Raw genomic sequence first — 14,674 nt, 5'->3', positions numbered from 1 at the left:
GTCGATGCCGATCGGGAAGACCGCCGAGAAGCTGCCGAAGCCCTTCTTCTCGGCCAGGTCACGCACAGCCGTGTACGACCCCGCGAAACCGATCGAGGCGATGACGACCGCACCAGCCACAACCACACCGATCAGGACCCGCTGCACCCGGCTTAAGCCAACAGGCACCGCTCCCCACCCCCACTCACATACAACTCTCCTGCCTCACTGTCAGAGCGAATCACACTCGCACATTATGGGCCAACACCTCGGCACCACGCCCCGCCGCCCAATCTCCAACTCGGCTCGCCTGTAGCTCTCTTGACAAGGAACGGACGACACCTGCGAAGCGACCAAGTGTCTTACTGATCGCGAACAGGAGAGTGATCTCTCCGCTCCTCGTCCGCGACCCTGCGACGACTGCGCTCCAGCCTGGGAGCTGGACGCGTCCTCGGAAGCGACAGCGGTGACCAGCGTGAAGCCGAGCACGCGCACGGGAAGCGCCCTTGGCGTCGGCGTCGGCGTGCGAGCCCAGCGCGCGGTACACGTCGGCGCGCAGCCGATCGCGCTGGGCTTCGAACGCCTCGGCCATGAGGGCGGAGGGGCCGACGGTTACCGCTTGCGTTGCTGACGCAGCGAAACCCGGTTGCCGTCCGGGTCCACCGCCTCTATCCGCACCCCGAACGGATACTCCTCGGGCTCGGAATCTTCGAAGACGACACCGCGCTGACGCATGATCTCGAAGTCCTTTCGCAAATCGTCCGATTCGAGGATCAGCGGACCAGGCGCGCCGGCTCCTCCCGGCTGCCCCGCGGCCGCCGCAAGAGACCACAGGATGATCTGCACCGGGCTGCCGGGAACACCGACGGTGAGGAACCGGCCGTCGGGCCCCGGGTAATCGACTCCTTTTTCCAGGCCCAGTCCCTGGCTGTAGAACTCCAGCGCGCGGTCCTGATCGGTGACGTAGATCGTCACGTACATGATGTTGGTCAGCATTCTGCTCTCGATTCACTCGTCGTCGCGACGACCGTTCGTGTGTGGCCGTCAACCTCATGACGGGTCCGACGGAAAGAGGTAACAAGAGCGTTCCGCAGGAGCGGAGACGGAACGCACCTCACCGCTGACGGCAGAGAGTCATCGTGCGCACTTCGTCCTGCTCAGCCACCCTTGGGCGTCAACCAGCGGCCATGTGCAACGGGAAGGGAGCACCCCAAATCCCGGCCTACAGCCGCGTGCTCAGCACCACCCGCCTCTCCTGCAGTAGGGGCCGGGCAGCACCATGGATGACCTCACACTGCGTCACAAGGTGGCCGCGAGTGGGGAAACAACCTAGCCGCTGACACACCTGACGGGTCCATCGACGCACAACCGCGCTACGGCTGCCCTGCACCTACGGTCGACGAGTCCAAGACCGTGCTCTATCTGCCCGACGAGGTCGCGCAGTTACAGCACCCCGTGTGGTGTCGTGCGAGCGTCAGTCAAACGGTCGGCGTCGCTACCGCGCCGCTCCCTTCATCGCCTTGCTGCGCAGCTCATTCCTGGCGTGATGCGCGTGTGCCCGTGCGAGGGCTACGGTCAGGGTGGCGCCAGGAGGTTACTCGGTGTCCGAGGGGTGCACGCGTGGTCGTGCGGGTGGGATCGCGGGGGTGAAGTCCCGGTCTATGACATCTCGGGCCACGTTGCTGAGTAACATCCGGTGGTCGCGGGCGTGATGGCGCAGCGCATCGAAGGCGTGGTTGAGGGTGATGTTCTGGCGTGCGGCCAGCAGGCCCTTGGCCTGTTCAATGATGATGCGGCTGTGCAGGGCGGTGTGGAGTTGCTGATTGACGGTGTGCTGCTCGGTGACGGCGCGGGCGTGGAGCAGGCCAATGGTGGCGGCGCCGGCCAAGGCCTGGGCGAGGGCTAAGTCTTCGGGGTTCAGCGAGCGGGTGCCGGTGTGCAGGAGGAGCAAGCTGCCCAGGACGTCATGGCGCAGCCGCAGGGGCACAGCGGTGGCCTGGGTGTACCCGGCGCGCTGGAAGCCCGTTGCCTGATCAGTTCAGCAGTGTCTCTGCGCCTGCGTCCTTCGCGGTACCCCCTGGGTGTGACCGCTCCCTGCACCGGGTCGGTGCGGTCACTCCGGGACGGCGGGCCGTATCTCGCCTCGGCCCGGCGCGCGCCTGCCCAAGCGGGCTACCGTACACGTGATCTTCTGCTTGGCACCAAGCCGACCACGGGCTGCTCCCCATTTGTCGTCCGGGCACCGCGGCCGCAGGGCCTCGCCGAGCATGTCGACACCATCACCAGGGAGGCACGATGACCGGCATCGGCGCAGCGCTGCACCGCGCGTGGGGTGAGTTTGTCGGACCCGAGGCCACGCGGGCCAACCATGTACTCACCGCGCTGACGACGGCGGCAGGCGCGGTCACAGCGCCGATCACGGCCAAGGCGCGCGGGGCGGGTGCAGGGCGCGCGGCCGTCACCGGGCTGATGGCGGTCGACCTCGTCGGCGGGGTCTACGTCAACAACACCCGGGCGTGCGCCCGCTGGTACGAGCGCCCGGGGCAGGGCAGCACCCAGCACTACACCTTCGCCGCATGCCACGTGCACCCGGCAGCAGTCGCCTGGCTGGATGCGGGCTCCCCCGGCAGGGGGGCCGGAGGACGCGTGCACCCCGCAGCCTGGGCCGTAGCCCACTACGCCTACATGGCCACCGCAACCGTGATCATCCGCCGCCACCCGGCACAGCGACGCATCCTCGCAGCCACCCTCACCGCGGGCGGGCTCACCCTGGACAAACTGCTGGGCCCCTCACACACCGCACCCTGGTTCGCCTGGACCTACTACCCCAAGCTGCTCCTCGGCCATGCCGGTGCCGCACTCTGGTCAGACAGCGAGCTGGCCCCGCGCCAAAGGCGGGCGTAGGCCAGGCGCTCCGTCGCCCGTCAAAGCCCCGGTGGCACCAGGTGCGTGTAGGACCAATGAGCCGCGCACCACAGGCGTTTGCACAACTCCGGACCGATAGCAGCCTTGCGAGACAGCGCAGCCTTGTGGGACGAAAGTGGCGTGATCGAGAGTTGTCATCCAGGGGCGGGATGGCAAGTATGTGGCAATCATGGAGCATCAAACGGGGACGGGGCCCAGGCTGGAGCAGGTGTGTGACACCGCCGGGTTCGTGGCTCTCATGAAGGAGATCAAAGGAGCGGCGGGACTGAGCTACCGGCAGCTGGAGGAACGCGCGGCCGGCCAGGGGGACTTCCTGCCCCGGAGCACCCTGTCGGATGTGTTCGCGCGAAATGCGCTGCCCCGGCCTGAACTCCTTGCCGCGTTCGTGCGGGCCTGCGGTGACGGGGAGCGCCTTGAGCAGTGGCTTGAGGTGCGCGACCGTATCGCCTCCGCCCCCGCTGTGTGCGAGCCCGAAGTGACCTTGGCCGCCCGCGGCGACGCCCGAGACCGTACGCGGTTCACATCCGCGATCCGCCATCCAGCCTTCGCCAAGCGAGGGGCTCTGGTGGTGTTGGGGGTGGCGGTTGCGGGGGTCGCCCTGGTGGCTTTTCCCGTGCCTCAGGAGCCAGAGGACACTCGACGGGCCGAGCCCTCACAGGCCGCCGTCCCGCACGGTGTGGTGCGCATACGGCCGATGCAGGCCCCGGATCTGTGCCTGACCGACGGCTTCCTTCCCAAGGAGCGCTACCCGTCCCAGGTGGCCGTGCACCGTCCTTGCGCTCAAGCGGAGCCGCCGACCACCGAACTCATCCCAGCCGATGGCGGGTTGTACCGGGTGCGCTGGGACCATCCGGTCCACGGCGAGGGCTGTCTGACCGTGCTGCGCGGCGGTCCGGCCGAGGGCTTACTGGAACCGAGACAGCAGTGCGCGGGCACCACACGCTTCGATGTCCGCGTCGCGTCCGGGGAGGGGAACCCCTCCGAGGACGGTGCGGACACGCCGACCGCGTACGTGCTGCGCCTGGACGGGGACCAGTGTGTGGGAATCGACCGCACTGGTTCCGCCGGCTCGCTGAAGAATGCCGCGGCGGTGGTCCAGCGATGCGAGGACCGAAAGAGCCAGCAGTATCTGATCGCACCGAAGCGACCATGAGAAGGAGGCCCGGCGGAGCCCCCCGTTCCCCGCCGGACCACCAACCGTCAGCCGTTGATCACCACTTGCGCGCCCAGTACAACGCGTTCCACGCGGCTCGCACCGGAGCCACTGCCCGATAGTCGTCATGCCACACGGCGTCTTGGTTTCGGTAGCTCAGGTAGTAGGTGCCGCGCGTCGTCGTACGCAACTGACTGTGGGAGATCCCCTCCGTGTAGTCGTAGCGCACCACATGAGAGAACCCGGAGTCCGTCGGAGTGGCGGAGCCCATGCCCACCGCCACGTCGAACTCGGAGCCGATCACTGTCCAGTCGGTGCCTCCTTCGGCCTGCGGGTTGGGGGTTTTGTTGAGCCAGCTGATGAAGTCGGACCACGGGCGCATGTCCCTCGACTGACGGTCGCCGTCGAGGACGGACAAGGCCCCCTTGTGCGGCGTCCCCAGGGTGACCACATCCTCGACATACAGGCGCGGCGGCCACCCCTCCTCGTGCCGCTGGAAGCCCGCGATCGCCGCACGGGCGATCAATCCGCCCATCGAGTGGCCCACCAGGTCCACGCTCTTGCCCCGCGAGGAGTACTTGTTGTAGATGTTCCAGGCCAAAGCCTTGCCGAGATCCTTGATGGGGACGTCGACCGTGCCCAACTCCGGGCGCGGATCCAGAAGGTTGACCGTGCAGCCCTTGCGGCGGGTGTCAGCGGCGTACAGACCTACGCGCTCGATCTTCCCGGTCCAGCCCCAGGAGCGCATCGCACGGGTCGCGCCGTTCCACTTGCTGGTGCACTTGGCGCGATCGGGGGTGTACCCCTTGATGAAATAGACGGTGTCGTTCTTGCCATCGCCCGGCGCGGGCGCCGCCGCGGACGGCGCCGCCGACGACGGCGTGGCGGCCCAGGTTGGTGCGGCCAGCCCCAGCAGCAGCGCGGCAACCACCCCCGCCACACGGCTGCGCACCCCCGTACACGATCTCACTACGGCCCCCATGAACCCTCTCCCCTCCGATACGGAACGTCTGGCCGTGACGTCACGGCCTGATGAGCCTGCGGAGGAACGAGGGTGCCAAGCAACGGCTGAACACTGTCCCGGACAGTTGGCGGCTGTCCGGCCTGGTCACAGCGGTGTCCGGGTTCCGCCTCGACGCGTTGCGGTGTGGGGCCGGTCGGAGAAAGGGACCCGGGCCGTGGTGCGGTGCCGACGGGGCGGACAGCGGGAAAGGCCCCGGTCTGTGGTGCGCCACCCGCCGGGGGTGGGAGGCAGCCCCCTCCGGTGAGGAGCGCCCGGCAGGCTGAGCATGCCGGCCCAACGGAACAGCGCACCCCCCGCGCGCAGCGGGACTGCCAGAACCGCAACTCCCCAGAGGCCCCCTCACCCTGGAACCGTGCCTTCCGCTCTGTCCCTCGCTTGGCGCGTGAAGGATCACAGCCGAGCGGCACCGTCGGCGTGTCCACCTGGGTTCCGCCGACCGTGCGCGGCGCAGAGTTGGCCATGCCACCGAGCCTGACCGCGAGCAAGACCGGCTGTCCGCATCCCGTGCGGTCCTCCCCGCAGTCGCCACAGAGCCGAACCCGCGGTCGGTTTATGGACGCCCCACGAGCGAGGTCCCTTCCTCCCGCTCTCGGCAGGGCAGCAGGGCCTGACCGGTAACCCGCGTTCGACCGTCACCACCCAGGATCGACGAGACAGCAGCTACTCGGCAATCCAACAAGGGCCCCGATCAGGCGGAAAGTCGCGCACTTTCCAGCCGGAGCGCCGCACCCGTCGGCGATACCCCTGCATCCGTGGGACCATGCGTCTGCCTGCCCGTGCGTTCACAGGAGGGGGACCTGTGCTCCGCATTCACTTCACCAGTGCCGATCTGGGACGGATCCGTGTCGTCACGGCGCTGGATCCGATGTGGGAGACGGTGCTCAGCCTTCATCAGATCATCCAGCCACATCCCTTCTTCGCATGGCGCCGGCACACCCGGCGCCTTCTTCATGATGCCGACCTCGCCCAGGATGTCGCCTTGTTGGCCGCGCTCTCGCCGCCCAGCGACTACTTTCCCGACTTCCTCACGCCGCCCGGCCACACGGGCGACTTCAACGCGGGAGTGGAGGCCGTGCTGTCCACCGGGAAACAGCGCCTGCGCGCCGAAATCGAACGGCTCGGCGTGAATCCGAGCAGCGTGCCCGGTTGGCTCGATGACGTCCGAGCCGGGCGGCCTGCGGCGCTGCGGCGTCTTGGTACCGCGCTGGTGCGGTACCACAAGGTCGCCCTGGCTCCCTGCACCGCCGAGGCGTCGGCGATTGCCGCCGCGGACGTTGCGGGACACGCGCACAAGGCACTCGCGCATGGCATCGAGGCGGTGCTGGCCAGTCTGGGCCCTGGTGCTCGCTGGCAGCCGCCCGTACTCGAAGTCGACTATCCCCTGGACCAGTGGTTGCATCTTGAGGGACGCGGTCTGTACCTGGTGCCGAGCTTCTTTGGCGTGTTCCACCCTATTTCCCTCGCAGATCCACAACTGCAGCCTGTACTGGTCTATCCCGTGCACCGGCAGGGCAATTGGCGACCCGGTGGGGCGGGTGCGCCGGCTGCAGACGCCTTGGGTGAGCTGATGGGTGAGACACGGGCCAGGGTGCTTCGGTTGCTCGACGAGGAGCTGACCACGACCGTCCTGGCAGGTCTGGCCCGTACGTCTCCTTCGTCGGTGAGCCGGCATACGGCCGCGCTCAGACGCAGCGGGCTGGTCACGACTCGGCGGCTGGGTGGCAGCGTGCGGCACAGGCGCACCGCGCTGGGCAGTGCCCTCGTGCACAGCAGATGACCAGCCGGTCCAACCGCCCCCGCAAGCCCTTTGCGGCACAGTGCAATAGCTGGGCCGACCCAGCTGCCCCTCGATACCTTGCTCACGCCCGGGAGCCACGGGGTGTTCCCGGTTGCGCCGAACCGACAGGGCGCACGCGAAGATCATTGGGGGAAGCGATGAGCCGTCTTTTGTCCCGCACCAACGCGGTGGTGTCCGCAGGGGTCCTCACCGCAGGGCTGGTGGTGGGCGTGGCGGGCACCCAGTCCGCCTCGGGGGCCTCATACCCGACCTGCAACGGCCGCAAGAACGTCAGTACGGGGCCCAGCGCCTACCTCTCGCAGCCGTACTACACGGCCACCGGCAGCAGGAACTGCACTCTGCAATACGGTAACGCGAGCAAGGCAGTCAATGCCCTGCAGCACGCTCTGGTCTATTGCTACGACGAGAGCATCTCCATCGACGGCATCTTCGGCTCCGACACCCGGGCCGCTCTGCGGCGCACCCAATCCGCCGTGAACGTCTCGGTCGACGGGATCTACGGGCCGCAAACCCGCAAGGCCATGAAGTGGTACGTCCACAACGGCTCTGGCTCGTCCATCTGCTCCACCAGCGCAGGCTGACCCCCGCTCCCGGCAGAACGGAATCCGATGACATTCACGTCCACGGCAGTGGCGGCAGCCTTCCTCACGACGGCCGGCCTGGGCGCCCTCGCCCCGACGGCCGGTGCACAGGAAACCGGAGCACTGGCCTCCTCCTACTGCAACAGCACCATGACATCCAACAACAACATGGGCGCCTTCCACACGAGAATCCCCGCCTACGTCACCACCACGTCGGACGGTGTGACCCACCGATATTCCCGCTGCATCATGGCAAAGGGCGCCTCGGGCAGCCATGTCAAGGCGTTGCAGCGCATCCTCAACCACTGCTACGCCCGAGGTCTGAGTGTCGACGGCGACTTCGGCACGAACACGAAGAACGCTCTGGAGTACGCACAGCGGCTCGCCAGCCCATCCGTCACCGTCGATGGCGTGTGGGGCCCAGACACGCTCCACGGAGTCAACCTGCCGGGCTTCAACAGCAACGGCCAGCATAACGGCCACTGCTACTCGGCCGTGTACTGAACTCTTGCACCCCAGCCGCAGCCGTCAGCACCCTCAGCGACCAGCTCGCGGGCTGACCCACCGGCCTCCCCACACCGCAGCTGAAATCTGTCGTTTCGTGCGGACTTGACGGGCTACGTCTGTGCTGGCGGGGCGCAGGTCGCCGCTCTCTCGGGAGCGGCGGCCTGTCGCGCCGCCGCCTTACAGGACTTCCTGGACGGTGGCGGTCACTGAGCTGCTGGCACCGATCGCCCACAGCCACGTGGATGCTCTGCGACCACACCAAGCGAATGCATCGCTAGGCAACCGGCCGGTGACCTGCCAGGAGAACCGGGGCCGCATGGGCCGAGCCCGGCGCAAGGCCAGCGGGCGCCCGGCACGCCGGTGCAGGCACGCTCATTCAGCGGGGCCGGTAGTCGAGCAGGTCGCCGGGCCGGCAGTTGAGGACCTCGCAGACGCGGGTCAGAGTGGTGAAACGGATGGCCCGTGCCCGGCCGTTCTTCAAGATGGACAGGTTCGCGTGGGTGACGCCCACTCGCTCTGCCAGCTCCGTCAACGTCATCTCGCGCTCCTGGAGCAGCCGGTCGAGATGGACGACGATGGCGTGCTCTTCTTCGGGCATTTCAGACGGTCCCCTCAAGGTCCTCACGCATGGTGCAGCCTACTCGCATGATCCTGGCGAAGGAGAGGATGCCCAGACCGGTGCAGATGGCCATGAAGGGAACATCCCACAACCCCAGACCCGCCCATACCTGTACGTCGCTGTCGGCACTCAGGGAGGCGAGCATCGCCCGGTCCACCACGGACGTGACGATCGCCGAGACGACGCTGCCGGCCAGCAGCCACCAGCCCAGCCCGCGCAGCCGACCGGCCGTTTGCGGGGTGTAGATTCCCTCGCGCTCAGCCCCCTTGATCAGCCGCAGCACGAGCAGCAACGCGACGGCGGTGAAAGCCAGGGGCACCAGCCGGGAGGTGGTGTCCAGCATGTTCAAGGCCAGGCCCGCGTCCTGCGCGCAGTACTCGGGGTGCGCATCCAAGTTGAGTTCGGCACCCGGCGCAGGCTTCAGCCCTGAGTCCCATCCCCCGCCGCTCCCGGTGGTCGTGGCTGTGTCCGTGGCGCACACCGAGGCATCCCCGATCCCGAGCACGGACACGTTGTCCGCGAAGAGCATGCCGATCAGGCCCAGCCCCAGGGACAACGCCAGAAGCGTCACCAGCACCTTGGCCGTGGTCGACATCGGCTCCAGTGGATTAAACGCCTTCGTCATCGCAGACCCCCGCTACCGCTCTATATCGCTTATCGATGTTATCGATAAACGATATAGAGCGCCACCCGAACACGCAAACCCCCTGCCCTTGCCTCGACACCGACGCTGAGCCGACACCCCCCAGGGCAGCAGACGCCGGTGCGGAGGTGGGGAAGCGGGGCGGCGGTCACCGAACAGGGCACTCCCGCGGGGCTTGCGCTGGAGCACCCACGGAGCGGGATGATGGCCGCTTCCGGGATGGCGAGGGCACCAGGTTCCAGACGGTGCGGATGAGCTTCTAGACGGTGCGGGCACTTCAGGGAAGACGGGAGTCCAAGGCGGGCCCTGGCCAGGAGGTGTGCATAGCACCCCGGATAGGGGCGCATCGCTCCCCCGGCATGGGAATCCAGGCCATCTGCGGCGCGGGTGGGGCAGGATGGTGTTCGAAGCATCCCAGTCCGGGATGCTCATGGTTGCCGAGCCGCTCCATCGTGGACGGACTCGGGTGAAGTGAAGGATTGCAGTATGGCCAGCGGCACCGTGAAGTGGTTCAACAGCGAAAAGGGCTTCGGCTTCATCGAGCAGGACGGCGGCGGCCCCGACGTCTTCGCCCACTACTCCAACATCTCCGGTGGCGGCTTCCGCGAGCTCGCCGAGGGTGAGAAAGTCAGCTTCGACGTCACTCAGGGCCAGAAGGGCCCCCAGGCGGAGAACATCGTTCGCGGCTGAGCCACGCCGCCCGTAGTCATGTGGGGGTGCTCGTCATGACGGGCACCCCCACATGCTCCCCTGGCGGCGTCTGGTGCGGGGACCCGGCCTTCCAGCGGGCGATCAGCTGTTCCTTCCAGCCCGCGAGGCGGGGGCCACGGTACGTCCCAGTCGGCCTGCTCACGGCTGCAGCCGCGTGCGGGAGAGCGAAGAAACTCGCTGCCCTCTGGTGAGGGCAGCACCACACCCCGGCGCTGCCCCAAATAGGCTCCCCGTGTCACCGTGCTGAGCCGAAGGCCGCGAGCCCTCCCCCACCGATCGGCCCCAGTGTCGGCCAGCAGTGCACTACCGACACCTCGTCCGTGCGCGTCCAATTTCACGGCGAGGGCGTCAAACTCCGCGACCGTGCCGGCCAACGCGCGGACAGCCCGCCTGCCGTGATCGCTGCAGGCGTCCCGGCGGCGTGATCCTCACGAGGTCGCACACACGTGTCCCGGCCGACTCTCCGCCACCACGGCGCGCGCCACTCCGTAGGGACCACGGCGACCTCGCAGTGGTACGTATCGATCTATTGGTCACTTGACGTCCCTGTGCTCCCCCGCGGCAACAGCACAGGTCCGTCGGCAGAAGGCTGCGCAAGCCGCGCCACGCCCCCTCCGTCCCAGCTGCGGGCCGTACGCAGCCGATAGGGCACAAACCCGGGCTCTGGCCAGCCGCCCTGTCCTTCAGTCAGTCCTGTTTAACGAACGTCACCGATGTCAGCTCTCGAACTCATGCCGTCAGCGCTATGACGTCATGATGATGTTGGTCTTGGACGCATCAACTCGCCTTCCGTAGCGTCGAGTTGTTCGCATGAGCAGATCACCATGAGGAGTTTTCACCATGGAAAAGATCAGTAACCGGCCCCTGCTCAAGAGATTCGCCGCCCTGTCGCTGGCCACCGTGACGGTCGGCGTCTTCGCCGCGGGAGGCGCGGATGCCGATGCCCCGAAGCAGGGCCGGGTCGAGGTCATCGAACTCCAACTCAAGGACCTTGAGTACGAGTCCGTCGATCTCGGCAAGGCGGGACCGAGCCTCGGCGACATGAGCGTCTACTGCGCCACCGCAGTGGAGAACGGCCGCGCCGTCGGACGGGGGGCCGGGACGTCCCAGGTCGTGTACGTCGGCGGTGGGAAAGTCACGTCGCAGGCCGTGATCACGATAGAGCTCGAGCGTGGCTCTCTGACGATGCAATCGCTGCGGCCGGACGAGGCGAGCTCCCTCGACATGGCCATCAGCGGCGGCACGGGTGCTTTCAAGGACGCCCGGGGCAGTGTTCGCTACTGGGACATCAACACGCCGAAGGAGAGGCTGCGCGCCGAGATCCTGCACTGATAGAAGATGGTGGCGATAGTGGGCAACGTGACACGCTCAGCCGCTCGGCATCGGCCCTCAGCTCGAGTCTTGAGGCCCGCGTCACTGCAATGGCCACCAACACCGTCGACCTGGCCTTGGACCTGCTCCCGCCCGGAGCCTGGATGAAGCACCCTACATGCCTACGACGTCGCGAATCTTCGTGAGTAGCAGTCTCAACCAACCCAAGTCCTTGCCCCCGGATTCATCCGGCCGGGCCCACTGAGGCAGTCGCGCCCACTAGCGGGTGGTCACGCGAGCAACTCGACGAGCTGGGCCATCTCGGTTGGCGGGTCGATCACGGGTTGGATGAGGAGTTCATCGACGCCGGACTGTTCCAGGGCGGTGATGCGGGTGCGCAGGTCGTCGCGGGTGCCGACGAGGGCCAGGCTGTTCATCAGCGAGGGCAGGACCAGGTCCCGATCCTGCGGTGCGATGCGTGCGAGGTAGTTGGGGTAGAGCTTGGTGTACCGGTCCGGGGCGGTGGCGGTGGTGCCACGCCGGTCGAGGAGTTGTCGCACCGCCTCGCGTTCGTCGGGGCCGAGTTGCCCGGCGAAGGCGGGTGTGTCGGCGGCGAAGTCCAGCAGCGACAAGACGAGATGGCCTGTCGCGTCCCTGGCCGCGTCGCTGGCGCAGTCCTCGTTGGCGCGCAGCAGGTGAAGCGCGGTGACCGCGTAGGAGTGCGCCCGGGAGGGGTGGGGGTTGCGGAGGGTGTCGTGGGCGGCCCTGCGGCGGGCGTCGTGCAGTGCGTGCCAGGCGGTGGGCTCGAGCAGACCGAAGGAGATGAGGCCGGCTCCGCGGCGGCCGGCGACGGCGGCGGCTTTGGGCCCGAGGGCGGCCACGACGAACTCGATCGGTTCGGTGGTATTCACGTGCGCCTGGGTGTGCAGGAACCGGATGTCGCGGACCTGGTCGCCTTCGCGGTACACGGTTGAGCGCCCGGCACTCAGATCCTGTAGCGCCGCGGTGAAGTTCTCCAGCGCGGCCGCCGTGCTCGGCTGCATGCCCAGCGTGCGCCGAGCGGTGTTTCCCGTGCCGATCCCGCAGATGATCCGTCCCGGTGCCAGGGCATTGAGGCTGGCGAACCCGCTCGCTGCGGCCGGAGCCGAGCGCAACGCCGGTGAGGTCACGCCGATACCGAGCCGGATACGGCGGGTGGCCTTCGCACACAGGCCCAAGGCAATGAAGGGGTCACCGTGGACCATCGGAGTGTCATTGACCCAGAAACTGCTCAAGCCCAACTCCTCGGCCTGCACAGCGAGATCCTCCACACCGGGCTGCGCTGCGACCACGACGCCTGCACGCATCAAACCTCCACAGCACGAGGATCGAATCGAGGTCCCTCATGCTGGCAGGTCCGAAGATCGACTGCCATCGACGGGGGCGCCGTCACCGGACCGTGGGACACAACGGTCAACGCCAAGGTACCCGGCGACCAACAGCCACCCGACGTGAAAACGTCAGCCTCCACGGACAAGGGCCCCTTGTAGGCAGGCACTGCTCCCTACGTCTACATCGACGTCGGCGCCGGCGGACCGGTCTTGGGCCGGGGCCCGGAGCGCGAATGGGTTGGCCTGTCAACAGCCGACGCGGGCAACCGCACTCCATGAAGCCCTCACCGCGTTTCACTCTCACCGCGACCACCCTTGACGCATCGAACCCCCACGAGCTGGCGCAGTTCTACCAGGGCCTGCTCGGATGGCCGGTGCGGAAGGAAGAACCTGACTGGGTCGAGATCGCAGCGCCCGGCGGCGGAGCCGCGCTGTCGTTCCAGAGGGAGCCGCTCTTCACCCGTCCACAGTGGCCTGCCACACGGTCAGCGCAGCAGATGATGATGCATCTGGACATCGAGGTGGACGATCTGTCACCAGCGGTCGAGCATGCTCTCGTTCTGGGGGCCACCATGGCGGACTTCCAACCACAGGCCGACGTGCGGGTCCTGTACGACCCCGCCGGCCACCCGTTCTGCCTCTTCGTACGGACCGGACCGAGCGCCGGACCATCTGGCGCAAGCCGTGAACGCTGACGCCGTCAACGGCCGCCCGCTGGCTCGGTGAGTGCCGCGTGCTCCGCGAGTGCCGCGCGCTCGGTGAATGTGATGCCGTCGCGCGCTGACCGGCCCTCGCGCCCAGGTCTGCCCTGACTCATCAGCGCACCCCACCGAGCGAGACGGCGGGCGGGAGAGCCGGCTCTCTCACCGGAAGGGGCCATCGGGCGCGAAGGCCTGGGCTGCAAAGCGCTTTCCCATGCGACGGTATGCGGCGGCGGTGGGGTGAAGGCCGTCGGCCAGGCCATCTGCCTCCTCGGGACCGAGCAGGTCGCGTCCGTCGAGGTAGTGGAGGTGGGGATCGGACGTCTGTCGTGCCGCAACGATCCGGGCCAGCTCGGCCCGGATCACCGCCAGCGACAATGCCCCGCCGACCACATCGGCTGGGTCGCCCAGGGCAGCGATCTTCCCGTCGCGGCCGGTCGTGGTCGGGCCGGGGGTCTCCTCCAGTGCCGGACAACTTACCGGCGAGATCAACAGCAGCGGGGCGTCGGGGTGACCATCCCGGATCGTGTCCAGGAATCCGTGGACCGCTGGACCAAACGTCCGCCGCCGGAAGGCGGACAAGCTCACGATGTTGATGCCCACCTTCAGGCTGATCAGGTCGGCAGGCATATCGCGGATCGTCCGGGCCACATAGGGGTCCAGGAGCGCGTTGCCCGCCTGACTCAGGTTGATCACCTCCACCTCTCCGAGCGCAGCCGCCACCACCGGCCAGGTCCCGGTCGGGCCGTCGGCCTCGATGCAGTGGCTGATGGAACTGCCGTGGTGCACCCAGCGTCGCCGCCCGTCCGCCAGCGGTGCCAGCACCTCGCCGTCAGCGCGCAGGGCCACCAATTCCGTTGGGGTCTGCTGGGGCAGCCACAACTCGACGTCCTTCATGCCGACCGGCAACCCGGCGAACCGTACGGTCCCTGGTTCGCCCGCAATGAGGCGTTGCGCGGCCCCGGGACCCGCCATCTGCAGCACATTGCCCACCGGCGCCTGCTGACGCGCGGTCAAGGTGCCGTCCACCAGCAGCTCCAGCATCCCGGTCGGGCGGGGGCTAGGGTCGGAGACGAGCTGGCCGGTGGAGGTGAGCACCTCGAGTTCCAGTGTGCGCGCGTCGGTGCGGAACACCAGCCGCACTCCCGAAGGCATGACGGTCACCCCGTAGACCGATGGATCCTGGTACTGCTCTGTGGTCCACGCGGGCAGCCGGCGCGGCATCACCCCTGCCTGTGTTTGCTCCAGGTCCAGCGCACCCCGCAGCTCCACCGGTCCGCCGACCAGCGGCACCGTCCGCATCGCCACCGTCACCGCTCCTGACTTGGATCAAAGTGCTCCGAGGACGACGT

General features: G+C 67.8%; 16 protein-coding genes. 8 read left to right on the top strand and 8 right to left on the bottom strand.

The annotated features are described in order from the left end of the window. The 3 genes from ACWFRU_RS37455 to ACWFRU_RS37445 all read right to left on the bottom strand — a co-directional run. On the bottom strand, positions 1-168 hold a 168-nt coding region (locus tag ACWFRU_RS37455; RefSeq protein WP_453692582.1), incomplete at its 3' end, for a DUF2637 domain-containing protein. Positions 169-591: 423 nt separating this feature from the next. After that, a complete protein-coding gene (locus tag ACWFRU_RS37450; protein WP_453692578.1) occupies positions 592-975 on the bottom strand; it encodes a VOC family protein in 384 nt (127 codons plus the stop codon). Positions 976-1,573: 598 nt separating this feature from the next. Continuing rightward, positions 1,574-1,966 (bottom strand): ANTAR domain-containing protein, encoded by a 393-nt coding sequence (locus ACWFRU_RS37445; protein ID WP_453692577.1) that lies wholly within the window; start codon positions 1,964-1,966, stop codon positions 1,574-1,576. A gap of 308 nt (positions 1,967-2,274) precedes the next feature. On the opposite strand from ACWFRU_RS37445, the gene ACWFRU_RS37440 reads away from it, so the two are divergent. Then, on the top strand, positions 2,275-2,883 hold the full coding sequence (locus ACWFRU_RS37440) for a hypothetical protein (RefSeq protein ID WP_453692576.1): 609 nt from the start codon (positions 2,275-2,277) through the stop codon (positions 2,881-2,883). Between the two features lie 190 nt (positions 2,884-3,073). After that, entirely contained in the window at positions 3,074-4,057 is a 984-nt protein-coding gene (locus ACWFRU_RS37435; RefSeq protein WP_453692575.1) for a hypothetical protein, read from the top strand. A gap of 58 nt (positions 4,058-4,115) precedes the next feature. Here ACWFRU_RS37435 and ACWFRU_RS37430 read toward each other — a convergent pair whose 3' ends face one another. After that, entirely contained in the window at positions 4,116-5,009 is an 894-nt protein-coding gene (locus tag ACWFRU_RS37430) for an esterase/lipase family protein (RefSeq protein ID WP_453692574.1), read from the bottom strand. Positions 5,010-5,880: 871 nt separating this feature from the next. Here ACWFRU_RS37430 and ACWFRU_RS37425 point away from each other — a divergent pair. From ACWFRU_RS37425 to ACWFRU_RS37415, 3 genes are all read left to right on the top strand, one after another. Continuing rightward, complete coding sequence (locus tag ACWFRU_RS37425) at positions 5,881-6,858, top strand: ArsR/SmtB family transcription factor (RefSeq protein WP_453692573.1); 978 nt, start codon at positions 5,881-5,883, stop codon at positions 6,856-6,858. 158 nt (positions 6,859-7,016) lie between these two features. Next, positions 7,017-7,460 (top strand): peptidoglycan-binding domain-containing protein, encoded by a 444-nt coding sequence (locus tag ACWFRU_RS37420; protein ID WP_453692572.1) that lies wholly within the window; start codon positions 7,017-7,019, stop codon positions 7,458-7,460. A 27-nt stretch (positions 7,461-7,487) separates the two neighbouring features. Next, the gene (locus tag ACWFRU_RS37415; RefSeq protein WP_453692571.1) at positions 7,488-7,964 is read left to right on the top strand and encodes a peptidoglycan-binding domain-containing protein; all 477 of its coding nucleotides are present in this window, start codon (positions 7,488-7,490) and stop codon (positions 7,962-7,964) included. Positions 7,965-8,343: 379 nt separating this feature from the next. Here ACWFRU_RS37415 and ACWFRU_RS37410 read toward each other — a convergent pair whose 3' ends face one another. Both ACWFRU_RS37410 and ACWFRU_RS37405 read right to left on the bottom strand, forming a co-directional pair. Then, a complete protein-coding gene (locus ACWFRU_RS37410; protein ID WP_453692570.1) occupies positions 8,344-8,565 on the bottom strand; it encodes a helix-turn-helix domain-containing protein in 222 nt (73 codons plus the stop codon). A gap of 1 nt (position 8,566) precedes the next feature. Next, entirely contained in the window at positions 8,567-9,181 is a 615-nt protein-coding gene (locus tag ACWFRU_RS37405; protein ID WP_453692569.1) for a DUF2975 domain-containing protein, read from the bottom strand. 534 nt (positions 9,182-9,715) lie between these two features. On the opposite strand from ACWFRU_RS37405, the gene ACWFRU_RS37400 reads away from it, so the two are divergent. Next, a complete protein-coding gene (locus ACWFRU_RS37400) occupies positions 9,716-9,919 on the top strand; it encodes a cold-shock protein (protein ID WP_453692568.1) in 204 nt (67 codons plus the stop codon). Positions 9,920-10,780: 861 nt separating this feature from the next. Continuing rightward, entirely contained in the window at positions 10,781-11,272 is a 492-nt protein-coding gene (locus ACWFRU_RS37395; protein ID WP_453692567.1) for an allene oxide cyclase barrel-like domain-containing protein, read from the top strand. A 269-nt stretch (positions 11,273-11,541) separates the two neighbouring features. Here ACWFRU_RS37395 and ACWFRU_RS37390 read toward each other — a convergent pair whose 3' ends face one another. Then, entirely contained in the window at positions 11,542-12,597 is a 1,056-nt protein-coding gene (locus ACWFRU_RS37390; RefSeq protein WP_453692566.1) for an LLM class flavin-dependent oxidoreductase, read from the bottom strand. Positions 12,598-12,896: 299 nt separating this feature from the next. Between ACWFRU_RS37390 and ACWFRU_RS37385 the strand changes: the two genes are divergently transcribed. Beyond that, the gene (locus ACWFRU_RS37385; RefSeq protein WP_453692565.1) at positions 12,897-13,316 is read left to right on the top strand and encodes a VOC family protein; all 420 of its coding nucleotides are present in this window, start codon (positions 12,897-12,899) and stop codon (positions 13,314-13,316) included. Between the two features lie 168 nt (positions 13,317-13,484). Here ACWFRU_RS37385 and ACWFRU_RS37380 read toward each other — a convergent pair whose 3' ends face one another. Continuing rightward, positions 13,485-14,624 carry a GDSL-type esterase/lipase family protein gene (locus ACWFRU_RS37380; protein WP_453692581.1) on the bottom strand — a complete coding sequence of 380 codons (1,140 nt, stop codon included), beginning with the start codon at positions 14,622-14,624 and terminating at the stop codon, positions 13,485-13,487. Positions 14,625-14,674 lie beyond the last annotated feature (50 nt).

The sequence above is a fragment of the Streptomyces sp. NPDC055099 genome (assembly GCF_053607685.1).
This window is presented reverse-complemented; position numbering and strand designations above follow the sequence as displayed.

Bases quoted from the DNA above. Each gene is read 5' to 3' on its own strand.
- ACWFRU_RS37435 (WP_453692575.1), top strand. From the start codon at position 3,074: ATGGAGCATCAAACGGGGACGGGGCCCAGGCTGGAGCAGGTGTGTGAC.
- ACWFRU_RS37385 (WP_453692565.1), top strand. From the start codon at position 12,897: ATGAAGCCCTCACCGCGTTTCACTCTCACCGCGACCACCCTTGACGCA.
- ACWFRU_RS37395 (WP_453692567.1), top strand. From the start codon at position 10,781: ATGGAAAAGATCAGTAACCGGCCCCTGCTCAAGAGATTCGCCGCCCTG.
- ACWFRU_RS37450 (WP_453692578.1), bottom strand. From the start codon at position 975: ATGCTGACCAACATCATGTACGTGACGATCTACGTCACCGATCAGGAC.
- ACWFRU_RS37390 (WP_453692566.1), bottom strand. From the start codon at position 12,597: ATGCGTGCAGGCGTCGTGGTCGCAGCGCAGCCCGGTGTGGAGGATCTC.
- ACWFRU_RS37405 (WP_453692569.1), bottom strand. From the start codon at position 9,181: ATGTCGACCACGGCCAAGGTGCTGGTGACGCTTCTGGCGTTGTCCCTG.
- ACWFRU_RS37380 (WP_453692581.1), bottom strand. From the start codon at position 14,624: ATGCGGACGGTGCCGCTGGTCGGCGGACCGGTGGAGCTGCGGGGTGCG.
- ACWFRU_RS37415 (WP_453692571.1), top strand. From the start codon at position 7,488: ATGACATTCACGTCCACGGCAGTGGCGGCAGCCTTCCTCACGACGGCC.
- ACWFRU_RS37400 (WP_453692568.1), top strand. From the start codon at position 9,716: ATGGCCAGCGGCACCGTGAAGTGGTTCAACAGCGAAAAGGGCTTCGGC.
- ACWFRU_RS37410 (WP_453692570.1), bottom strand. From the start codon at position 8,565: ATGCCCGAAGAAGAGCACGCCATCGTCGTCCATCTCGACCGGCTGCTC.
- ACWFRU_RS37440 (WP_453692576.1), top strand. From the start codon at position 2,275: ATGACCGGCATCGGCGCAGCGCTGCACCGCGCGTGGGGTGAGTTTGTC.
- ACWFRU_RS37420 (WP_453692572.1), top strand. From the start codon at position 7,017: ATGAGCCGTCTTTTGTCCCGCACCAACGCGGTGGTGTCCGCAGGGGTC.